Origin of the sequence: Bradyrhizobium sp. ma5 (assembly GCF_042258955.1) — a bacterium.
GTDB lineage: Bacteria > Pseudomonadota > Alphaproteobacteria > Rhizobiales > Xanthobacteraceae > Bradyrhizobium.
In genome coordinates this window covers 6,474,925-6,495,571 of record NZ_CP170156.1, presented here as the reverse complement: position 1 = coordinate 6,495,571, position 20,647 = coordinate 6,474,925, and the positions used below count along the sequence as shown (strand labels likewise).

The 20,647-nt window shown below is 65.1% G+C and carries 24 protein-coding genes; 11 read left to right on the top strand and 13 right to left on the bottom strand.

Features of this window, described 5'->3' with window-relative positions; all coding sequences use genetic code 11:
• Complete coding sequence (locus tag ACE103_RS30640) at positions 1-609, top strand: LysE family translocator (RefSeq protein ID WP_223975544.1); 609 nt, start codon at positions 1-3, stop codon at positions 607-609.
• A gap of 151 nt (positions 610-760) precedes the next feature.
• A complete protein-coding gene (gene ilvC, locus ACE103_RS30635) occupies positions 761-1,780 on the top strand; it encodes a ketol-acid reductoisomerase (RefSeq protein WP_375776089.1) in 1,020 nt (339 codons plus the stop codon).
• A 165-nt stretch (positions 1,781-1,945) separates the two neighbouring features.
• Here ilvC and ACE103_RS30630 read toward each other — a convergent pair whose 3' ends face one another.
• Together ACE103_RS30630 and ACE103_RS30625 are read right to left on the bottom strand one after the other, a co-directional pair.
• Complete coding sequence (locus tag ACE103_RS30630) at positions 1,946-3,052, bottom strand: DUF2336 domain-containing protein (protein WP_375776088.1); 1,107 nt, start codon at positions 3,050-3,052, stop codon at positions 1,946-1,948.
• Between the two features lie 182 nt (positions 3,053-3,234).
• Complete coding sequence (locus ACE103_RS30625; protein WP_375776087.1) at positions 3,235-4,254, bottom strand: adenylate/guanylate cyclase domain-containing protein; 1,020 nt, start codon at positions 4,252-4,254, stop codon at positions 3,235-3,237.
• 133 nt (positions 4,255-4,387) lie between these two features.
• On the opposite strand from ACE103_RS30625, the gene ACE103_RS30620 reads away from it, so the two are divergent.
• Entirely contained in the window at positions 4,388-4,786 is a 399-nt protein-coding gene (locus ACE103_RS30620) for a lysozyme inhibitor LprI family protein (RefSeq protein WP_375776086.1), read from the top strand.
• Positions 4,787-4,814: 28 nt separating this feature from the next.
• Positions 4,815-5,048 carry a hypothetical protein gene (locus ACE103_RS30615; RefSeq protein WP_375776085.1) on the top strand — a complete coding sequence of 78 codons (234 nt, stop codon included), beginning with the start codon at positions 4,815-4,817 and terminating at the stop codon, positions 5,046-5,048.
• Positions 5,049-5,060: 12 nt separating this feature from the next.
• On the opposite strand, the gene ACE103_RS30610 is transcribed toward ACE103_RS30615, so the two are convergent.
• Positions 5,061-5,681, bottom strand: a complete 621-nt coding sequence (locus ACE103_RS30610) for a hypothetical protein (protein ID WP_375776084.1) — start codon at positions 5,679-5,681, stop codon at positions 5,061-5,063.
• Positions 5,682-5,791: 110 nt separating this feature from the next.
• Between ACE103_RS30610 and ACE103_RS30605 the strand changes: the two genes are divergently transcribed.
• Together ACE103_RS30605 and ACE103_RS30600 are read left to right on the top strand one after the other, a co-directional pair.
• Entirely contained in the window at positions 5,792-6,505 is a 714-nt protein-coding gene (locus ACE103_RS30605) for a TetR/AcrR family transcriptional regulator (RefSeq protein WP_375776083.1), read from the top strand.
• A gap of 169 nt (positions 6,506-6,674) precedes the next feature.
• Complete coding sequence (locus tag ACE103_RS30600; RefSeq protein WP_375776082.1) at positions 6,675-8,387, top strand: sulfatase-like hydrolase/transferase; 1,713 nt, start codon at positions 6,675-6,677, stop codon at positions 8,385-8,387.
• A gap of 99 nt (positions 8,388-8,486) precedes the next feature.
• Here the strand turns inward: ACE103_RS30600 and ACE103_RS30595 are convergent, their stop codons facing one another.
• The 3 genes from ACE103_RS30595 to ACE103_RS30585 all read right to left on the bottom strand — a co-directional run bounded on the left by ACE103_RS30595 (position 8,487) and on the right by ACE103_RS30585 (position 11,206).
• Positions 8,487-10,037 carry an ABC transporter permease/substrate-binding protein gene (locus ACE103_RS30595; RefSeq protein WP_375776081.1) on the bottom strand — a complete coding sequence of 517 codons (1,551 nt, stop codon included), beginning with the start codon at positions 10,035-10,037 and terminating at the stop codon, positions 8,487-8,489.
• Positions 10,034-10,822 carry an ATP-binding cassette domain-containing protein gene (locus ACE103_RS30590; protein ID WP_223975561.1) on the bottom strand — a complete coding sequence of 263 codons (789 nt, stop codon included), beginning with the start codon at positions 10,820-10,822 and terminating at the stop codon, positions 10,034-10,036. The genes ACE103_RS30595 and ACE103_RS30590 overlap by 4 nt, the downstream gene beginning before the upstream one ends.
• Positions 10,823-10,990: 168 nt before the next feature.
• Positions 10,991-11,206: a hypothetical protein gene (locus tag ACE103_RS30585; protein ID WP_021077148.1), complete on the bottom strand. Its 216-nt coding sequence runs from the start codon at positions 11,204-11,206 to the stop codon at positions 10,991-10,993.
• Between the two features lie 228 nt (positions 11,207-11,434).
• On the opposite strand from ACE103_RS30585, the gene ACE103_RS30580 reads away from it, so the two are divergent.
• The 4 genes from ACE103_RS30580 to ACE103_RS30565 all read left to right on the top strand — a co-directional run bounded on the left by ACE103_RS30580 (position 11,435) and on the right by ACE103_RS30565 (position 13,766).
• Entirely contained in the window at positions 11,435-12,271 is an 837-nt protein-coding gene (locus ACE103_RS30580; RefSeq protein ID WP_223975563.1) for a metal-dependent phosphohydrolase, read from the top strand.
• A gap of 124 nt (positions 12,272-12,395) precedes the next feature.
• Complete coding sequence (locus ACE103_RS30575) at positions 12,396-13,106, top strand: hypothetical protein (RefSeq protein WP_223975565.1); 711 nt, start codon at positions 12,396-12,398, stop codon at positions 13,104-13,106.
• A 41-nt stretch (positions 13,107-13,147) separates the two neighbouring features.
• Positions 13,148-13,420, top strand: coding sequence for a DUF3551 domain-containing protein (locus ACE103_RS30570; RefSeq protein WP_375776080.1), 273 nt, complete (start codon positions 13,148-13,150; stop codon positions 13,418-13,420).
• Positions 13,421-13,496: 76 nt separating this feature from the next.
• Positions 13,497-13,766 (top strand): DUF3551 domain-containing protein, encoded by a 270-nt coding sequence (locus tag ACE103_RS30565; RefSeq protein WP_375776079.1) that lies wholly within the window; start codon positions 13,497-13,499, stop codon positions 13,764-13,766.
• A gap of 32 nt (positions 13,767-13,798) precedes the next feature.
• On the opposite strand, the gene ACE103_RS30560 is transcribed toward ACE103_RS30565, so the two are convergent.
• The 7 genes from ACE103_RS30560 to ACE103_RS30530 are packed head-to-tail and all read right to left on the bottom strand — an operon-like array spanning position 13,799 to position 19,707.
• Positions 13,799-14,998 carry an FAD-dependent monooxygenase gene (locus ACE103_RS30560; RefSeq protein ID WP_375776078.1) on the bottom strand — a complete coding sequence of 400 codons (1,200 nt, stop codon included), beginning with the start codon at positions 14,996-14,998 and terminating at the stop codon, positions 13,799-13,801.
• A 15-nt stretch (positions 14,999-15,013) separates the two neighbouring features.
• Complete coding sequence (locus ACE103_RS30555) at positions 15,014-15,409, bottom strand: hypothetical protein (RefSeq protein WP_223975569.1); 396 nt, start codon at positions 15,407-15,409, stop codon at positions 15,014-15,016.
• A gap of 23 nt (positions 15,410-15,432) precedes the next feature.
• Positions 15,433-15,627 (bottom strand): hypothetical protein, encoded by a 195-nt coding sequence (locus ACE103_RS30550; protein WP_375776077.1) that lies wholly within the window; start codon positions 15,625-15,627, stop codon positions 15,433-15,435.
• Between the two features lie 15 nt (positions 15,628-15,642).
• Positions 15,643-16,236 (bottom strand): 3-phenylpropionate/cinnamic acid dioxygenase subunit beta, encoded by a 594-nt coding sequence (locus ACE103_RS30545; protein WP_375776076.1) that lies wholly within the window; start codon positions 16,234-16,236, stop codon positions 15,643-15,645.
• A gap of 10 nt (positions 16,237-16,246) precedes the next feature.
• Positions 16,247-17,074, bottom strand: a complete 828-nt coding sequence (locus ACE103_RS30540) for an SDR family NAD(P)-dependent oxidoreductase (RefSeq protein ID WP_375776075.1) — start codon at positions 17,072-17,074, stop codon at positions 16,247-16,249.
• Positions 17,071-18,420 carry an aromatic ring-hydroxylating dioxygenase subunit alpha gene (locus tag ACE103_RS30535; protein ID WP_375776074.1) on the bottom strand — a complete coding sequence of 450 codons (1,350 nt, stop codon included), beginning with the start codon at positions 18,418-18,420 and terminating at the stop codon, positions 17,071-17,073. The genes ACE103_RS30540 and ACE103_RS30535 overlap by 4 nt, the downstream gene beginning before the upstream one ends.
• Before the next feature lie 57 nt (positions 18,421-18,477).
• Positions 18,478-19,707, bottom strand: coding sequence for an ABC transporter substrate-binding protein (locus ACE103_RS30530; protein WP_375781216.1), 1,230 nt, complete (start codon positions 19,705-19,707; stop codon positions 18,478-18,480).
• Positions 19,708-19,835: 128 nt separating this feature from the next.
• On the opposite strand from ACE103_RS30530, the gene ACE103_RS30525 reads away from it, so the two are divergent.
• Positions 19,836-20,645 carry an IclR family transcriptional regulator gene (locus ACE103_RS30525; protein ID WP_375776073.1) on the top strand — a complete coding sequence of 270 codons (810 nt, stop codon included), beginning with the start codon at positions 19,836-19,838 and terminating at the stop codon, positions 20,643-20,645.
• The last annotated feature ends 2 nt before the right edge of the window (positions 20,646-20,647 follow it).

Below are 20,647 nucleotides of genomic sequence, written 5' to 3'. Positions count from 1 at the left end.
ATGTCGCATTCGCTGATGTTCGCCTTTGTCGTGTTTGCCGTCGTGATGTTCTTCACGCCGGGTCCGAACAACATCATGCTGCTGTCGTCGGGGCTGACCTACGGCTTCCGCCGCACCGTGCCCCACATCGCCGGCATCACGGTCGGCTTCGCCTTCATGGTCGGCGCGGTCGGCGTCGGGCTCGGGGCGGTCTTCATCGCCTATCCGGTGCTGCAGACGATCCTCAAATATGGCGGCGTCGCCTATCTGGTCTATCTCGCAGCCGTCATCGCCATGGCCGAGCCGCCCTCGGCGGACAAGGACGACAGGCCCGGCCGCGGCCCGATGACCTTCTGGGGCGCGGCCATGTTCCAGTGGATCAATGCCAAGGGCTGGGTGATGGTGATCGGCACCATCACGGCCTATGCGGCGATTGCCGCCTTCCCCTGGAACATCGCGATCCAGGTCGGCCTGAGCCTGGCCCTCGGGACGGTGTCCTGCATCGTCTGGGCGCTGTTCGGCACCGCCCTGCGGCCGGTCCTGACCTCGCCCCGGGCGATCCGCGTCTTCAATGTGCTGATGGCCATCCTGCTCTTGGCCTCGCTCTACCCGGTCTTCATGGACGCATGATGCCGCACCGCGCCATGCGAGATGGGGGTTTCCCCTGAGGGGAAAAATGCTCTAGACAACGCCGGAAATTCGCGGGCGCCCGGCGGTTCTGACCTTCCGAAAGCCTGACTCATCGGCCGATTTTGGCCCCCTTCAAAACGAGGAAAATACGATGCGAGTTTACTACGATCGCGATGCCGACCTGAACCTGATCAAGGGCAAGAAGGTCGTCATCGTCGGCTACGGCAGCCAGGGCCACGCCCACGCGCTGAACCTGAAGGATTCCGGCGTCAAGGACGTGGCGATTGCGCTGCGCAAGGGTTCGGCGTCGGCCAAGAAGGCCGAGAACGCCGGCTTCAAGGTGATGGAAGTCGCCGAAGCCGCCAAGTGGGGCGACCTCGTCATGATGCTGACCCCGGACGAGCTGCAGGGCGACATCTATCGCGAGCACCTGCACGACAACATGAAGAAGGGCGCGGCGCTCGTGTTCGCCCACGGCCTCAACGTGCACTTCAACCTGCTCGATCCGCGCGCCGACCTCGACGTGCTGATGATCGCGCCGAAGGGCCCCGGCCACACCGTGCGCTCGGAATATCAGCGCGGCGGCGGCGTGCCCTGCCTGATCGCGATCGCCAAGGATTCGTCGGGCAACGCCCATGACCTCGGCCTGTCCTACGCCTCGGCGATCGGCGGCGGCCGTGCCGGCATCATCGAGACCACCTTCAAGGAAGAGTGCGAGACCGACCTGTTCGGCGAGCAGGTGGTGCTGTGCGGCGGCCTGGTCGAGCTGATCAAGGGCGGCTACGAGACGCTGGTCGAGGCCGGCTACGCGCCCGAGATGGCCTATTTCGAGTGCCTGCACGAAGTGAAGCTGATCGTCGACCTGATCTATGAAGGCGGCATCGCCAACATGAACTACTCGATCTCCAACACCGCCGAATACGGCGAGTACGTCACCGGTCCGCGCATCGTCACGGCCGAGACCAAGGCGGAGATGAAGCGCGTGCTCGCCGACATCCAGGGCGGCAAGTTCGCCCGCGACTGGATGCTGGAGAACAAGGTCAACCAGACCTCGTTCAAGGCGACCCGTGCCAAGCTCGCCCAGCATCCGATCGAGGAAGTCGGCGCCAAGCTGCGCGACATGATGCCCTGGATCAAGAAGGGCGCGCTGGTCGACAAGAGCAAGAACTAAGCTCGGACCTGAACGGCGTAGGGTGGGTTAGCGAAGCGTAACCCACCGCGCCTCCGCGGAACGAATGGTGGGTTACGCCTTCGGCTAACCCACCCTACGCATCAAACTAAAAAAGGGTGGGCGCGTTGCCCACCCTTTTTCTTTGTCACGACAAAGCAGCGGCAGCTAACCGGCCGCCATCGGCTGCTTCTCGATCCTGTTGTGCAGCTGCCAGAACCGCACGGTGCGCTGTGCGGTTTCCAGCGACAGCCGCCGGTAATCGCGGTGCGCGATCTCGAGCGTCGCATGGTCGATCTGATGCGGCAGCGGCCGCTTGCGCAGGATGGTTTCGACCGTCGGCCAGTTGAGCCGCGCCGAGCGGCAGGGGATCAGGAGCAGGTCGGAGCGCAAGCCAAGCATCAGGCGCTCGATCATCGCGATCGGCATGTCGTTGAGCACGGCGAGCGCGACTGTAACCTCATCGAACTTGCCGTCCTCGGCGAATTTGTAGACCGCCGCATCGTCGAGCTCGTTCAGCTGCTTCATCAGCTTGACCAGCTCTTCGGCGATGCCGTAGTTGCGGCGCGGGGCGGCGGCCTCTTCCTGCGCGATGTCGTTCAGCACCTGGCTGATCTCCTCGCGGGCCCTGGGCGATGCGATCGCGAGCAGGCGGGCGCGCACCGTTTCCTTGGCGCGCTGCAACAGGTCGCGCAGCAGCTTGGCCGGAATATCGATGCGCAGCCCGAGGATCTCGACCAGCTCGTCGTCGCCCTCGGCGCGGGCGACGATCGAGGAATAGCCGTTGTCGGAGAATTGCGCGCCGGCATTCTTGGCGAGACGCCGGATCACCTTGTCCTCGCCGCGGTCGATGATCACGTCGGTGACGGACGCCGGCAGGTTCTCCCGCGCCGAGATCGCGAACAGATGGTCCTGGCCCTTACTGGCGGCGATCTCGCGCAGTGCGTCGTTCGAGAGGCGGCTGGAGTGGGTCAGCACGTCGCCGGCGACGCCGATGTCGTCGTCCCAGGCGAGGTGCTGAATCACCTCAAACGGCGCATAGTCCAGCGGCGCGAGCCGCTTGCTGAGCTCGGCCCGCGCCCGCGTCTCGACGCGCGCGACGAGCAGGCAAAGCACGTCGTCGAATACCTTGACCTGTTCATCGTTGAGGCGGTCGCCGTCGTTCAGGAACAGATCGGTGACCTGCCGCAGCGTCTGCACGCGCTTGGCGGATGTCCCGTCCCGGACCGCATCCTCGAGTTCGGCAATAATCGATTGTGACGCCTGTTGCGCCATCGATGGGCGACCTTGTTTTTGTTGAATGACACCTGTCCGTGCACCATGCATGGCGTCGTCTTACACCCGCGTTAAGGTGGAACCCGGTGCAAATACGGGTGCATCGCATCCTTAACGGGCTACGACCGGACAGGACGCAATTGGTGCTTTCGCCACCATGGCAGTGCGCCTTAAGAGATTGTTTAGGACGATGCGCGCCGCGCGACGGCACATAGCTCGATCGAAGCGGCGCGCCCACGCAACTGCGTTGAGCCGAGCGGCTCGATGACAAAATCCGGGTCCCGGGGCAGCAGGCGACGCAGCTCGCCCGAGATCAGCAGCGGCCGGCCGGCCTCCTTGCAATGCGCCTGCAGCCGCGCCGTGACGTTCACGGTATCGCCGAAATAGGCGATCTGCCGCCGCGAGTCGCCGCATTCGCTGATCACGACAGGGCCGGCATGCATCCCGGCGCGAAACGCCGGCACCACGCCGAACTCCTTGCGATAATGGTCGGCCCGCTTGGCGAGGCGGTCCTCGATCGCGAATACGCAGTCGAGGTAGCGCCGCGACGGCTGGCCTGCGCCGGCCGGCCAGGTCACGATGACCTCGTCGCCGACATAGGCATGAACCTCGCCGCCATGCGCCACGATCGGCTCATCGATGTCGAAGAAGAAGCGCGTCAAGAGCTCCTGCACACGCAGCTCGCCCATCGCCTCCGCCAGCGTCGTCGAGCCGACCAGATCGAGGAACAGCAGCACGCGTTCCTCGCGCACCGGTCGGCGATAGCGTCCGAGCACGATGTTGAGCAGCGTATGCCCGCCGATCATCCGGACCAGTTCGTAGATCGTCGTGATCGGGATCGAGAGCAGCAGGCCGACCCCGATGATCTTGAAGAAGGTCTCGCGAATCCACTTCGCCTCGAGCCCATGCCCGTACAGCAGGATCTCGAGCACAATCGCAGCGACCGCAACGATAACGGCGAGGATCACGGAGCGGGCAATCAGCTCGACGATGAGCGGCCGCCGCCGCAGCCAGCCGCCACGCGCGGCCAGATAGAGATGCGTGGCCCAGACGATCAGGGTGATGACGGCGCCTTCGAGCGCGCTGCGCGTATAGTTCGCAACCGAGGCCTCGTCGGATTGGTCGAAGACGTAGCGAAACAGCCCGCCGACGAGCAGGCCGAGCACGGCCAAAACGATTGCAGGCGTCACCGTCCGCCGCATGGTCCCTCCATGTCCATGAAATATCCTGCACGGATCGGGAAGGCCAGCCGCAGGCGATTGATATGAACGGGATGTGCTACGGCCGCACTAACGTATGGCCCAGCTACGGCATCCATCGGAAAGGGAAGGCGGCATGAAATCGGCTCTCACGACAGGCCTGTGCAGGCTCGGGCGCTTGGTTGCGGCCGCTTTCATCATCGCCACCTCGTCGGCATGGGCCGGCGATCAGGGCGATCCCGAGCCGTCCTGCGACGGCAATACCTACCAGATGGTCGAGTGCCTCAAGGCCAAGACCGCGCAATGGGACAAGCGGATGAACGTCGCCTATCAGCAGGCGCTGAAGGTTGCCGCCGGCGACAAGCAGCGCGACCAGCTGCGCACCGCGCAACGGTTATGGATCCAGTACCGCGACGCGAACTGCCTGTATTACGACCTCGGCGAGGGCACCATCGCCCGCCTCGATGCCGGCGAATGCATGCGCAGCATGACGGAAGTCCGTGCCAAGGAACTGGAAAACCTCGGCCATCAGTGAGCCATCTTCCGGAGTCAGGACCGGGGTCATGACTGACGGAAAGAGCCAGGACGAATTGACCCAGCTTGCCGAGGAGGCGCTGCGCGCCCAGCCCGGCTGCGAGACCGCCCGCGTGCGGGCGGTCTCGGCGCTGCCCGATGCGCAGGTCGGGCGCAACTGGGAGATCCCGAACGTCGTGCTCGGCGACAGCCTGATCAGCGACGTCGATCGCGCGGTGCTGTCGGTGCATCGCCGGCTCGGCCGCAAGTTTCACCTGGTGTGAGGCGGCCTGAGTTCAGCTCGCCTGGGCCTGACGCGGCACCGGCCGCGCGGCCATGCTGATCATCCTGAGCGCGAACACCGCGGCGAGCGGCACCAGGAACAGCGCGTAGAGCGGCATCTCGGGAATCCGCTTGCCGAACGAGACCATGAACTGCAGCAGCAGATAATAGCCGCCGATCAGATGCAGCCTGCGCCAGGCGCGCTGGCCCAGCAGCGCAGCGGTGCGATCGAACGAGGTCGCGGTCAGCGCAATGATCACGAGATAGCCGATGCCGCCGAAGATATAGGAGACGATAGATGTGGCGGCGGCGAAGCCGGCCGGATCGAGCATTGCGAACACCGTGATCGCGACCGCGTGGATGGCGTGCGAGGCGGCGAAGGTGACGCCGAGATAGCGGCGGTTGCGGCGCTGCCACTGCGTCCAGGCATTCGGCCGGAGCCGCGCCAGCGCCGCCGCGGAGAAGGCGAGGCAGAAGAATAGCAGCGAGGTCCGCGCCGTGAAGCGGATCACCATCCGCACGCCCTCGACCTCGAACTGCCGCATCGCGGCGATCCAGATCGAAAGCCCGATCAGGGTCAGTGTGAGCAGGCCGAACAGCCGCCAGCCCTCGAACCAGTTTCGACGTGTCGCCATATCCTGCCTCCCATCGTTGATGTAATCACCAGTTACATTTCTCGGTGGCGTGCGGTCAATCTGTGTAATCATCGCTTACATTCACAAGCAGGTGATGCTAGAGGTGCGCCATGCGCCGTCCCGCCAAGACCCCGCCCGCCAAGAATCCGCCGACCGGACGCCGGTCCGCCAAGCCGCGTCCAGCCGCAGCCCGGGCGCCGGCGGCCAAGCCGTACCACCACGGCGACCTCCGCCGGGTCCTGATCGAGGCCGCCATGCAACTGGTCGGCGAGGGCGGGCCGGAGGCGGTCAGTGTGCGCGAAGCCGCCCGCCGCGCCGGGGTTTCGCCGGGCGCGCCGTTCCGGCATTTCCCGAGCCGGGATGCCCTGATGAATGCGGTGGCCGAGGAGGCGCAGCGCCGCTTCCGCGCCGAGATCGTGGCGGCGCTGGCCGATGCATCGCCCGGCGATCCGCTGGGCCGCTTCCGCTGCCTTGGGATCGCCTATCTGCGCTGGGCGATGAAGAACCCGACCCATTTCGAGATCATCTCCAGCCGCCGCTTCTTCGACCACGACCGCTCGGCTGGGGTCTCCAGTGACAATGCGGAGTTGATCGGCCTGACCGAGCGGACGCTGGCCGAGGCCTTTTCAGCCGGCCAGCTTGCGGCGCGCGACCTGAAGCAGGTCCAGATCGCCGGCCGCGCGCTCGTCTACGGTTTTGCACGGATGCATATCGACGGCCATTTACCGCGCTGGGGCGTCGCCGAAGCTGAGGCCGAGCAGATGGCCGCTGACATCGTCGACCTCTTCATTGCCGGCATCGCGAGGCCTGCTGCGAAGGTCTGAGGCGCGCCGCGCCGGCCGGGCGTGCTCTGGGCGGGCAAATTCATTGCGCGTTCATGACGATTCAATTACGTTTTTGTGACACGGCGCAGACTCCGGCTGTGCGGTGTGCCTCCTGGCCTTTGCCAGTCAAGGCCGTGGCATTGCGCCGGGTTTGTATTGCGTCCCACCCATGGCGCCCGCGCCTCAGCAAAACTCTTCCGTTGCCGCGCTGGCCGGTGGCCTCGCCGCGATCGGCATCTGGCGGTTGCTGGCGGTCGCCGCACCGCATCTCGGCGCGCTGATCCTGATGCTGCGGACCGAGACCGATTTCGGCTCGCGGCTCTGCTTCCTGCTCAGCTGGGGAATCCTCAACTTCCTGTTCGTCGCACTGCTGCGCCGGCCGGCGCTGTCGGGCGCGCTGTCGCTGACGCTGGTCGTGGTGCTGGTGCTGCTGTCGCGGTTCAAGCACGACGTGGTGCAGATGACCGCGAACTTCGTCGACCTGATGGTGATCGATCGCGACACCGCGTCGTTTCTGCTCACGATCTTTCCGAACCTGCGCTGGTCGATCATCGGCGCCGGCCTCGTCACGCTGCCGCTGATGTACGCGCTGTGGTGGCTCGACCCGTTCCGCATCCGCCGCCTGCCGGCCGCAGCGGCCTGCCTTGCCTGCACCGCGGCGCTCTCGGGCTATGCCTTCGCCTGGCCGGATGAGGCCTGGCGCGGCTATTACGACGACGGCTATCTGTCGAAATTCGCGCGCTCCGGCGTGACTGCGGTGTCGGACTTCGTCGCCTATGGCTTCATGGAGTCGGATCCGAGTGCGAGCGACCAGCTCAAGGTGCCCCTGGTCGACGCCTGCCATCCCGCCGGGCGGCGGCCGAACATCATCATGATCCATGATGAATCGAGCTTCGACATCCGCGCTGCGTCCGGCGTCAAGGTCCCGCCGGGCTATGGCGGCCAGTTCAAATCCTACGACGGTGTCGAGCGCAAATTCCTCGCCGAGAGCAATGGCGGGCCGAGCTGGTTCACCGAGTACAATGTGCTGGCGGGATTGTCCTCGCGCTCGTTCGGCCGGTTCGCCTATTTCGTCACCCGCATCGCATCGGGCCGCGTCGCGCGCGGCCTGCCGCTGGCGCTGCGCCGCTGCGGCTACGACACGCTGTCGCTCTATCCGGCGTTCGGCGCCTTCATGAGCGCGCGCAGCTTCCAGACCACAACCGGCATCCAGCAATTCTACGACGCGCATGATCTGCACGCGAAGGACGTCGAGCCCGACAGCTTCTTCTACGACAAGGCGCTGAAGCTGATGGCCGAGCAGAAGACGCTCAGCACGCCGCTGTTCACCTTCGTCTATCTCGCCGCCAATCATTTCCCGTGGGAGACGAAATTCCGTCCCGAGTTGCTGCCGGCATGGAAGCGGCCGGGTAACACGCCGTCGGTCGACGAATATCTGCGCCGGCAGGCGATGAGCGCCAACGACTATGCCGGCTTTGTCGCGGCATTGAAGAAGAAGTTTCCGGCGCAGCCGTTCCTGATCGTGCGCTACGGCGATCATCAGCCGGAGTTCTCGCCGCAGCTGCTCGATCCCGGGCTCGACGAGGCCGGCATCGGCAAGAAGCTGATGGACTACGATCCGCGCTACTATGCGACCTATTACGCGATCGATGCCGTCAACTTCGAGCCGGTGAAGAGCCCGACGGTGATGGACACGATCGACGCCGCCTATCTGCCGCTGGTGATCCAGGAAGCCGCGGGCATTCCGCTCGATCCGTCGTTCGAGGAGCAGAAGGCGATCATGCTTCGCTGCAACGGCGCATTTTATTCCTGCAAGGACGGCGCGGAAGCGCGCCGCTTCAATCGCCTGTTGATCGATGCGGGGATCATCAAGGGACTTTGAGACTTCGTCATTGCGAGGAGCGTAGCGACGAAGCAATCCATCTTTCCTCGCATGCGGAGAGGTGGATTGCTTCGCTTCGCTCGCAATGACGGCAAGAGGTTATTTTCCCCCGACCTTCTCCCACAACCAGCGCGCCACGGCGTCGGGCGATGATGATGCGTCGTTGCCCGATGCGCGCAGGTTGGCCTCGCGCATCTCGGCGATGCCGATCTTGCCGAGCAGCGGACGCAGCGCCGCCTTGAGGACCTCGTCGTCGCGCCGCTTTGGCGACAGCAGCACGATCGCGTCATAGGGCGGGATCGCGTGCCTGTCGTCCGCGAGCGCAACCAGGTCGTATTTTGCGATCAGCCCATCGCTGGTGTAGCCCGCGATGACGTCGACCTCGCCGGAGGCAACCGCCGCATACATGAAATCCGGCTGCATCTGGCGCTGGGCGCGGAACGTCAGCCCATACGCCTTCTGGATGCCGGCCCATTCCGGCCGCGAGAAGATTTCATAGTCGCCGGCGATCGACATCGTCGCAGCGTGCGACGCCAGGTCGGCGATCGAATGGATGCCGAGCTCCTCGGCGCGCTTCTTCGGCATCACCAGTGCATAGGCGTTCTCGAAGCCGAGCTCGCCGAACAGCGTGATGTCCTGCTTCGCCAGCGTCGTCTTCAGTTCGCCCAGCAGCTCGGCACGGGGCCTGATGTCGGTGTGGTGGAACTGGTTGGCCCACAGTGTCCCGGAATAGTCGACATAGACGTCGATATCGCCGGCCGCGAGCGCATCGAAGATCACATTGGAGCCGAGGCCGGCGCGGGTCGTCGTCGGCAGTCCGGCCGCTTGTAGCCGCTGCGCCATCAGCGCCGACAGCACGTATTGCTCGGTGAACGTCTTGGCGCCGACGACGTAGCGCGCCTGCTGCCGTGCGATCGCTGGCACCAGCGTCGCCGCGATCAGGGCGGCTATGCCGAGCCCGCCGAGTGCGGTCCGGACGCGGCTGCGATTGCGCAGGCCATTCTCGATCAGCGCCAGCAATTGGTCGACGACGAGCGCGAGCACGGCGGCGGCGAAACAGCCGAACAGCACGAACACCCAGTTCTGGGTCTGCAGCCCCGCGAAGATGTAGTTGCCGAGGCTGGTCTGGCCGATCGGCGTCGACAGCGTCGCGGTGCCGATCACCCACACCGCGGCGGTGCGGATGCCCGCCATCATCACCGGCAGCGCGAGCGGCAGCTCGACCATGGTGAGTGATTGCCGCGGCGTCATGCCGACGCCCTGGGCTGCCTCCAGCACCGCCGGATCGACGCCGGAGAGGCCGGTGATGGTGTTGCGTAAGACTGGCAGCATCGAATAGAGCGCGAGCGCCAGCACCGCCGGCAGGAAGCCGAAGGCGGAGAAGCTGAAGCCGAGCCACGTCGCGGTCAGAGCCGTGAGCGCCAGCAACAACGGATAGAACAGCGCGAGCAGCGCAAGACCGGGCACCGTCTGCACGATGCTGGCAAGCCCGAGCAGCGTGCCGCGCAGCACCGGCTGGTTGCGCGCGATGAGCGCAAGCGGCAGGCTGATCAGAAGTCCGAGCGCCAGCGCGGCGACGCTGACCCGGACATGGTTGCCGAGATAGTCGGGCAGATGCGCAAGCGCCTCGCTCCAGCGTGGATCGCTCATGCCGTGCCGTCCCGCGGCAGCAATGCGCCCAGCCGTTCCGCCTGTCGCCGCGGCGTCCGCAAGAGTTCGCCGACATAGGCATCGGTGTTGGCCGCGAGCTCCGCCGGCGTGCCCAAAGCGAGCAGCTTGCCGCCGCGCATCACCGCGATACGGTCGGCCAGCAGCAGTGCTTCGGTCATGTCGTGGGTGATCATGACTGTGGTCAGTCCAAGCTCGCGGTGCAGTGTGCGATAATCGTCGCCGAGCGCGTCGCGGGTCAGCGGATCGAGCGCGCCGAACGGCTCGTCCATCAGCACGATGCGCGGCTTCGCAGCCAGCGCACGCGCGACGCCGACGCGTTGGCGCTGACCGCCGGAGAGTTCGTGCGGCAGGCGGTCGCGATGTTGGGCGCGGTCGAGCCGCACGAGGTCGAGCAGCTCGTCGACCCGTGCCGAGATCTCGGCCTGCGGCCAGCCGAGCAGTTTTGGCGTGATGCCGACATTGTCGGCGACGGTGAGATGCGGAAACAGTCCGCCACTCTGGAAGACATAGCCGATACGGCGCCGCAGCAGGATCGGGTCGATGCGGCTGACGTCTTCGCCCTCGACGGCGATCCGGCCGCGGTCGGCCTCGATCAGGCGGTTGGCGAGCCTAAGCAGCGTCGTCTTGCCGGAGCCCGAGCCGCCGACAACAGCCAGGAATTCACCCTCGGCGACGTCAAGCGAGACGTCGTCGACCGCCACCACGCGACCATTGTCAAAACTCTTGCCGACATGCGCGTAGGCGATCAGCGGCGTTGCAGGCATTCTCGGGCCATTCCTGGGCGACCTCACGTCTCACCATCGTGAACGACAGTGATAGCCCATAAAATGGACTTTGACTTGAGGTGCACGCGCCTGCGTCACGCGGCTTTCGCAGGCTGTTCCAGTTGGGCGCGCGAAGTGGTCAGCCCCTTCCGGGGCTGTGAGCACACATCACACTTCGTTCTTGGGGACGTACTTGCCCATGATGCACTTATAGCTCTGCAAGCGCCAATCGTGATACGGCCCCTTGGCGAGCCAGTCGGCGATGCCGATTTGGGCGTTCACGGCGCAGGCGCCCATGGTGATGCCGGATTGGTCGCTGTTGGTGACGACCTTTTCCATGCAGAGCTGAGCATTGCAAAGGATGGCGACGAGCGTAACGAGCATGATGGTCTTTATCCGTAGGATTAACCCGGTCTGAACCGAATCATGCACGGTTCATGCCATTATCAGCGACTTTGGTGTCACAGCCGGCAAGACCGGAAAAGTACGGCGGACCGAATCACGCGCTCGCCGGCGCGTAGCCGCACGCCCGCAGATACGCTATAGTTCTCCCCAACTACGACGTGAGATCGGGGGCGAGTGAGGAACGTTGCGCTGTCGGGGGCTGCATCGATGATGACGTTACCTGAGTTGGCGGCAGGCGCTTTGGAGAAGTTTCTCGCCACGCATGTCAGCCGCACCTTCGGGGCTTCGCAGGCCCGCTTTGGCGAACTCCTGCCGGCCGCAGCCCGCATTGCGCTTGAATGCATCGGCAACAGCGATGCGCTCTACCACAATGTCGAGCACACGATGCTGGTCACGCTGGCCGGGCATGACATCATCCGCGGTCGCGCGCTGCACACCCATGTCACCGCGGAGGATTATACTCACACGATCATCGCGTGCCTGACGCACGACATCGGCTATGTGCGCGGCCTGCTGAAGGGCGATGGACCGGATGGATATGTCATCGATGCCTCCGGCAACAAGGTGGTGCTGCCGCGCGGCTCGTCGGATGCCGGCCTGATGCCGTATCACGTCGATCGCTCGAAGCTCTATGTGCTCGACAGGCTCGAGGCGGTGCTTCCGCTCGATCGCGAGCGCGTCGCACGCAACATCGAGGGCACGCGGTTTCCGGCGCCGGAAGGCCAGCAATATGACGACGAGGCGGCGATCGTCCGGGCCGCTGATTTCATCGGTCAGCTCGGCGATCCCAACTACATCAGGAAAGCCAACGCGCTCTATCACGAGTTCGAGGAGGTCGGCATCAACCGCCAGCTCGGCTATGAATCGCCGGCCGATATCGTCGACCGCTATCCGCAATTCTACTGGAATATGGTTGCGCCGCACATTCAGGGCGCCATCAACTGCCTGAACATGACGGCAAGCGGCCGTCAGTGGATCGCGAACCTCTACAGCAACGTCTTCCGCGCCGAGCGCGAGGTCACGCTGTCCGGCCCGCAGATCTGAGGCACGGCGCCAGCGGCGCGGCCTTTCAGCACGGCTCGCCTGCATTCCCCGGTCGATTGCGGAGCGTCCACATTTCGGCCCGCTTCATCGTTGCACAGTCCGTGGAAATCGGCGACCTTGCGCCATGGACCTCTCCATTGACCGTGTTCTCGATCGTTTCAGCATGATCTCCCGTTTCGCTCAATTGATTGCGATTGCTATCGTGTGCTGGCCCGCGCTCGCCGTGGCCGCCGGCCCGGTCTACGACGTCGACCTGTATGCGTTGATGTCGGGCACCTGCCGCAATGTCAGCGTCGCCGGCCGCAGCTATACCTGCAAGGCGGTGGCCTACTTCCACACCCTGCGCGGCCGTTCCGAGTTCACCGTGGTGCTCGACGATCCCGCCGACAAGAGCCATATCGTCTCGTTCTCCGGCGAGAGCACCGAGCGCACCCAGGACAATCTGTTCGAGCTCGCGGTCGACCGCATGTTGCTGAAGTCGAGCGACCGTCCGCGTGTCGATGGCTTGCCGGTGCCGCTGGTCGAGATGTCGACAGGCTCCTGCCGTCAGGTCGGAAGCTTCATCACGCGGCAGGTGTCGACCATCACCTGCGCCGCCACCGACCAGAACGGCAAGCGGTACGAGCTGAGCTTCGAGTCGGACGGCTCGCCGATGACCTTGCGCCGGCTGCGGCAATCGACGCTGCCGTCGGAACGGCAACGGGCGCGCCAGATCGCGCAGCTCGAATGCCGCCTCAAGGCGCGGGCCGCGCAGGTTCTGCCGCGGGACACCACGGCCTTCATGATCCGTTGTCTCGGTGAGGACGACGGCAAGCCGGCCGGCGAACAGCGATAGCCGCGCGCCCGGCGTTGCGGAGCAAGCTCGAGGAGAATTCGATGCGCTTGAAATTCGCCATCATCGCCGCCATCGGCGTTGGCATCGCCTCGCCCTCCGCCGCGCAAATGTACGATCCGAATTATCCGGTTTGCCTGGAAGTCTATGGCGGCAGGCTGACGCCCGAGTACATCGATTGCAGCTTCACGTCGCTTCCGCAATGCAAGGCGACGGCGTCGGGACGATCGGCGACATGCTCGGTCAATCCCTACTACAAAGGCCCAAAAAAGCCGACCAGGGAGCGGCGGCAACGACAGCGCCAGCCCGCCGACTAGGGCGCCGTCGCGTCGCCAGCGCAGTTGACCAGCTCCGGCTGTTGCGGGGAAGCCTTCGAACGACAAGGAGAGACCGATGCGCCTGAAACTGTTCGCGATCGCCGCATTTGCGGTCGCCCTGGCAGGACCTGCCGCCGGGCAGGCCTATGATCCGAACTATCCGGTGTGCATGCACGTCTATGGCGGCCGATTCGGTGGCGGCAACTATATCGACTGCAGCTTCACCTCGATTCCGCAATGCCAAGCGAGCGCGTCGGGCCGGGCCGCGATGTGCTCGGTGAATCCCTTCTTTGCGCCGCCGCCGCCTCCGAAGCGCCGGGCGCATCGCCGCCATCACGCCCACTGACGCGCGCGCACGAGGCTGGTCGGACGCCTGCCTCACACCGGCACGCTCAAGGCGTCGTAGGTGAACAGCCAATCATAGCGCTCGCGCACCCGGTCCGGTTGCCATTCGCGCGAGACATAGGCGTCGGCGCCTGCGGCATCGGCGAGCGCCGGATTGTGGAAGCGCCTGGCATTCTCGGCGGACTTCGTCACGATCATGTTCGTCCGCGTCAGCCGCGCGGCCTGATAGCGCTGCAACGCCTCTTCGGGCGGGAAGCATTCGAGGCAGCGAGCCAGCACCATGCCGTCCTCGATCGCCATGTTGGCACCCTGGGCCAGGAACGGCAGCGTCGGATGCGCGGCGTCGCCGAGCACGCAGGCCCGCCCGACGGCGAAGCGACCGAGCGGGTCGCGGCCAAGCAATGCCCATTTGTAGGGAATATTGAGGTTGTCGATGATGGTATGGATGTCCGGATGCCAGCCGGCAAAGGCATTGGCGCAGGCCTCGCGCGTGCCACGTTCGGTCCACGACTCGACCGACCAGCTTTCGCCCTCGAAGATGCCGACGAAGTTCAACAGCTCGCCGCGGCGCACCGGATAGGTGATGACATGGCCGCCGGGGCCGACCCAGTTGGTGCCGACGTCGCGCCTGAGGCTCGTCGGTAGCCGTTGCATCGGGACCAGGCCGCGCCAGGCGGCCACACCCGCGAAGAATGGTTTGGTGTCGCCGCCAATCTGCCGGCGAATTTCGGAGTGCACGCCGTCGGCGCCGATCACGACGTCGCCGCGGCGCCGCTCGCCATTGGCGAGATGCAGCCAGATGCCGTCACCGTCCTCGTCAAAGCCGGCGCAGCGGCTGTTGAGATGCAGACGTCCCGGTGCCCGCACATTGAATGCGTCGACCAGCACGCGGTGAAAGTCGCCGCGATGCACCATCCAGTAGGGCGCGCCATAGAACGCCCGCGAGGAGGCGCCGAGGTCGAACAGCTTCCAGGTCCGCCCGGTGCTGAACAGCCGGATCTCCTTGCCCGTGGGCTCGCAGGCGATCGCCTGCATGTGTTGCTCGAGGCCGAGCGCAATGAGGACGGCTGTGCCGTTGGCGCTGAGCTGGACGCCGGCGCCGAGCTCGCGCAGCTCCGATGCCTGTTCGAAGATTTCAACCTCGATCCCCCGCTGCAGCAGCGCCAGCCCCGCGACGAGGCCGCCGATCCCGGCGCCGGCAATCAGGACTTTTGGCCTGCGGTTTGCGTTCACGCGATCCATCCGCCGCTATCTGCGCGTGACAAGGAAGTCATCGGTGAACTCGCCACGCGAGATCTTGACCGGGATCTCACCCTCGCTGCCGATCTCGACCAGCTCCGAGCCGGACTTGTTATCCTCAGGCGTCAAGAGCTCGATGCGCTCGGCAATCCGCTCGGCCTGCCAATCGGTCAGCTTCCAGGCAAACCGGCCGCCGAGATCGCGCATGCCGAATTGCTCGTCGGCGGGCAAGAGCACCAATTCGTTGCGCGAGACGGCGCCGGGAATGTGCTCCGCCACGGCAGCGGCTTGCGGATTCTCTGCAAAGCGCCGCAACAGACTTGCCAGCGCGGCAAGATCGGCAGCCTCGCCGAGGAACAGGAACAGCGGATGGAAATCGCTCGGCATGTATTCAAATCGCAGCATGATCGATGGTCCGTTGGCTGGAACTAGTCGCTGAGAACCTCGACGACATCCTGGGCATGGCAAAGCTCCACCGTGCCGACATCGCCAGGACGGGCAGGGGACTCCAGATAGCGCACCTGCAGCCATTGGCCGTCGTCCATGTTCTCCACCACCTCGGCGACGATATCGGCCTCCAGTTTCAGCCGCGTCCCGACCTTGATCGCCGTCACGTCAATCATCGCACCACACCTTGCTCAGAAGAACGTGGTGAGATTTTTGGCCAGCAGGATATTCTGTTCAAGCAATATCTCGCGCCTCGCGACCTTCCAGCAATTGTCTGTCAGGCGCAGCGTGTCGTTGCGGCGGCCGACGAAGATGTAGGTCTCGTACTCGACGCGGTTCTGGTAGACGAGAAAGCGGCTCGTGACATCGAGCTCCCGCGCCGCGGCGATATCCGGCCGCGCGCCCTTGATCTGCACGTTGCTGACCATGTGCGTGATCCGCGACAGCGGCTCCTCGGCGTAGTGCACGCCGGTCAGGATCTGTTCGACCCGTTTGGTCAACGTCCACTTGTCCTCGTCGAACCAGCTGATGCCTTCACCGCGTTTGGTGTTCTCGCGTGCGGCCTGCTGGCCGAACTTCACATTGCGGCGGATCGGCATGAAGTAGCTGACATCCTCGGCGAGCAGCGCGAGCCAGTCGCGGAAACGCCGGTCATCGAGCAGGTCGGCCTCGTGGTAGTAGAAATCCTCGACATCTGCCTTCAGCCGATAATAGACCGCCGATCGTTCGATCGTGGCACCGTCAGCCAGCGCTTGCTTGTCGTGATCCTGAACAGTCGTCGTCATCGGCATCTCCTCATCGGGGATCGCGGGGTTGTCGGGTTGCCGGGGCGGGCGGAATCGGCCCGCCTTGTTGCGCGAAGCAGCCGACGTCGATCACGGTGCCGGACAGCGTTTCCGCTTCCGGCGACAGCAGGAAGGCCACGACATTGGCGATGTCGTCGCCGGCGGCGACCCGGCCCGCGGCGGTGCCAGGCACGCCCTTGCCAAAGCGCGCCGCATCGCCGCCGACCCGGCCTAGGCTCATGCCGCTGACGATGCCGCCACCACCAGGGATCACGGTGTTGACGCGGATGCGCTGGTGGAAAAAGTCGTAGGCCATCGCGGCGCTCAACGCGACGACGCCGCCCTTGCTCGCGCTGTAGACTGCCATGTTCGGCTTGCCCCAGCCGGCGCCGGATCCGATGTTGACGATCGAGCCGCCGCCCTGCGCGATCATGTGGGGGATCGCCGCGCGGCTGGTCAGGTACGGTCCTTTCAGATTGACGGCGATAATGCGATCGAACAGCGCCTCGTCGGTATCGAGCACGGTGCCGAGCGGGCCGATCGCGGCGTTGTTGACGACGCCGTCGATGCGGCCGTACCGCGCCATGGCCTGTGCGACCACTCTGCCGACATCGCCCGATTGCGACACATCGGCTTCCATCAATTCGGCAGACAAGCCTTCGCGATCGAGCTCTTCGCGCAGGGCCGGAATGGCGTTCTGTGCGGTGCTCGAGACCTGCGGCGCCTCGAGGCCGAACGCCACCACCGCGTGGCCGCGGCGCGCGAGGCCGAGCGTGATCGCGCGACCGATGCCGAAGGTGCCGCCGCTGACCAGGACGGTTTTTCGGGGCGCGGTCATTCTGCGGCCTCCCGGTTGCCTGCGGGGGATCCGAGCAGCTCGTGCCAGCCGCCGCCCTGCATGTAGCTGGACCAGCGGCGGTAGAAGCCGCGCGCGATCTGCTCGGTGACTTGCGTGGAAACATCGCCGCCGAGCGGATGATCGCTCACATAGGCGCCCATCGACTGCTGATAGTTGAAGGGATAGCGCCGCGCGACCGTGCCGGTGCTCGCCGCGGTCGCATAGAGCCAGTTCTCCATGTCGTCCTGCTCGGTCATGCCGGCCGGGCCGGAGTAACGCATGTAGTAGTGGCGCAGATAGTCCTTGGCTTCCTGTGGCGCGTCCTTGTCGACCAGGAAGAAGCGCCAGCCTTCGGTCGAGGTCGGGCTGTGCGGATGCCAGGCGCAAAGTCCGCGCGGCTGGCGTCCGTGATAGGAGGTGTTGGGGAAAATCGTGCCGACGAAGGGCAGCAGCCGCGCGCCTTCGCCGAGCCGCCGCTTGCGCTCCTCGAAACAGTGCCGGAAGTATTGTTCGAGGATCGGATTGTCGAGGAAGGACTCGGTGTATTCGTTGGCTTCCGGCTGGATCGCGCTGTGCACGCCGTGGCCTCCCGGAAAGCTGATCCAGACGTGTTGTGCTTTCTCCAGTTCGTCGTCGCGGCGGCCCTTCTTGCCGGCCGCAGCGCTCGGTCCGATGCCGATCAGATCGACCGAGCGGTGGCTCGGATTGTGATAGGTGTCGCCGAGGAAATTCTCGGCGGCGAATTTCCAATTGGCGGGGAATACCCATTTGTGGACGCCGATCACCTCGGAGCCGCCCTCGCGGCCGTCGCGGCAGTCGAGCGCCTGGTCGAGATGGATCTTGGCATCGCCGAGATAGGTGATGAAGTCAGGCGCATCCTTGTCCCAGGTCGCCCAGATCGAGCCCTTGTAGTTGCAGAGCTTCGCCACCGAGACCAGCGAGTTGGCCTCGCGGTCGAGCACGCCGTCATAGAGCGTCCGGTGCAGCGGAACGCCCTGTAGCTTGCCGTCGGTGGTGTAGGTCCAGCTGTGATACGGGCAGGTGAACAGCGAGGTGTTGCCCTGCTCGTAGCGGCACACCTTCATGCCGCGGTGCCGGCACGAATTCAGGAAGACGTGAATCTCGCTTTTCTTGTCGCGGCAGAGGATGACGGATTCCTCGCCCATCCGCGAGGTGTAGAAGTCGCCGGGATTGGGCACGAGGCTTTCGTGGCCGACCAAAAGCCAGGCGCGGGTGAAGACCTTGTCGAGCTCCTGCCGGTAGATATCGGCGTCCACGAAGATCTCGCGGCTGATGAAGCCACCCTTGACGTCAACAAGCTGATCGAAATCGTTGCGAAGCGGCATCGGCGTCTCCTTGTTCTTCCCTGCGCGACCGTGCGTCGCGGCGAATGATGGTGCGTCCTATTTGTCGAGCTTGCAGCCGCCCGTTCCCTCGGGGCGGAATGCCTTGTCGCCGGGAATGACCGCGATCTTCTGGTAGTAGTCCCAGGGATATTTGCTCTCCTCGGGCTTCTTCACGCGATAGAGCGACAGGTCGTAGACGACGCGGCCGTCCTTTCGGATGTGCGCGGGGCGGCCGAAGAAATCGACCGGCAGCTTGCGCATCTCCGCGTTCACCGCCTTGGCCTCGTCGCTGCCGTCGGCCTCGATCGCCTTCAGATAATGCCGCACGGCGGCGTAGGTCGCGGCCTGCAGCTTGGTCGGCTCGCGCTTCTCGATCTCGATGAAGCGCTTGGCGAAGGCGCGGCTGCCGTCGTCGTCATCCCAGTAATATTGGGACGCGATGTACATGCCCTGCGCGTCGCGCAGCCCGATCGAATGGACGTCGGAGATGAAGGTCAGCATGCCGACGATGGTCTGACCGCCCTGTTGCAGGCCGAATTCGTGGGTCTGTTTGACCGCGTTGACGGTGTCGGCGCCGGTGCCGGCCAGTGCCACCACCTTGGCGCCGGAATTCTGCGCCGCCAGCAGGAAGGACGAGAAGTCGGTGGTGTTGAAGGGATAGCGCACCGCGCCGACGACCTTGCCGCCGGCATCGGTCACCGCGCGCGAAGCATCCTTCACCATGGCGGTGCCGAACGAATAATCGACCGCGACGAAGAACCATTCCTTGCCGACGCGGCGGCTCAGCTCGCCGACGAGGCCAGCCGACAGCGCGTAGGTGTCATCGGCCCAATGGGTGATGACGGGCGAGCATTTGTCGCCAGTCAAATCGGAGGTCGCGGCGCCCGAGACCAGCGCGGTCCGGTTGCTCTGCGTCGCAAGTCCGGCAACCGCGAGGCCAACCGAGCTCACGGCAAGATCGGTCACCGCGTCGACATGCTCGACGTCGAACCATTGCCGCGCGATCCCGACCGCGACGTCGGGCTTGTTCTGGTGATCGGCCGAGATGATCTCGATCGGCTTGCCCAGCACCTTGTTGTGAAAATCCGCGGCGGCAAGCCTGGCGGCGGTCACCGAGCCCGGCCCGCCGAGATCGCGGCCGCTGCCGTAATCGCCCAGGACCGCAATGCGCACCACGCCGTCGGAGATGCCCGAGCCATCCGGCGCGGCATACGCCAGCGACGTCGAGAGCATCAGCGCGGCGATCGCGGACCATCTGCGCGTGGCGTCAGTCTGAAGCAATTCCAATCCTCCCGTCATTTTGCTGTGTCCATCTGGTGGACATCATTCTCATAATATGAGATAGTATCCAGGCGAACCGATTGGTCAAGTGCGCTGGATGCAGCGCGCCCTGTCGAATTTGCGGATGTGGACGGATGGCGAAGAAACCGAAGGCGGAAGCTCACGAAGCGGAGCAGGGGGTGTCGGGCGTGCGCGCGGTCGACCGCGCGATCGCGATCCTGCAATGCTTCACGCCCGATCAGCCGGCGATGAGCGTGATCGAGATCCAGAAGCGCGTCGGGCTGAGCCGGCCGACGCTCTATCGCCTGCTGCAGACGCTGGCGCAGCGCGACCTGATCCAGGCCGAAGGCGACCCACAGCGCTTTCGGCTGTCCCACGGCGTGATGAAGCTGTCCCATGTCTGGCTGACGGGGCTCGAGGTCGTCGTGATTGCACGCCCGGTTGTCGAAGGCCTGCGCGAGGCGACCGGCGAGACCGCCGCGCTGTTCCGCGTGCAGGAGGAACGCGGCATCTGCATCCTCGAATGCCAGAGCCGTCACGTGCTCTCGATCAGCCGCGGCGTCGGCGACAGTTTGAGCCTGACCCGGGGCTCGACCGGCAAAGCGATGCTGGCCTTCATGGACCCGGCGCGGCAGGCCGAACTCCTCGCCACCATACCTGAGAGCGCCGACCGTGGTCGGCTCGAGGAAGCCCTGGCATTTGCTCGGCGCAACGGCTACGCGACCAGCCACAGCGAGATCTTCGCCGGCACGGTCGCGGTCTCCGCGCCCTGCTTCGATCACCGCGGCGACGTCGTCGGTTCGGTCGGCCTCTATGGACCGGGCGCGCGCATCGACGAGCAGAAGCTGCTGGAATTTTCCGGGCTGGTGCGCGAGGCCGGCCGGCAGATTTCGGTTCTACTGGGATTTCAGGGGGCCGAGCCGGCCACTGCCCATCGCTCGTGATT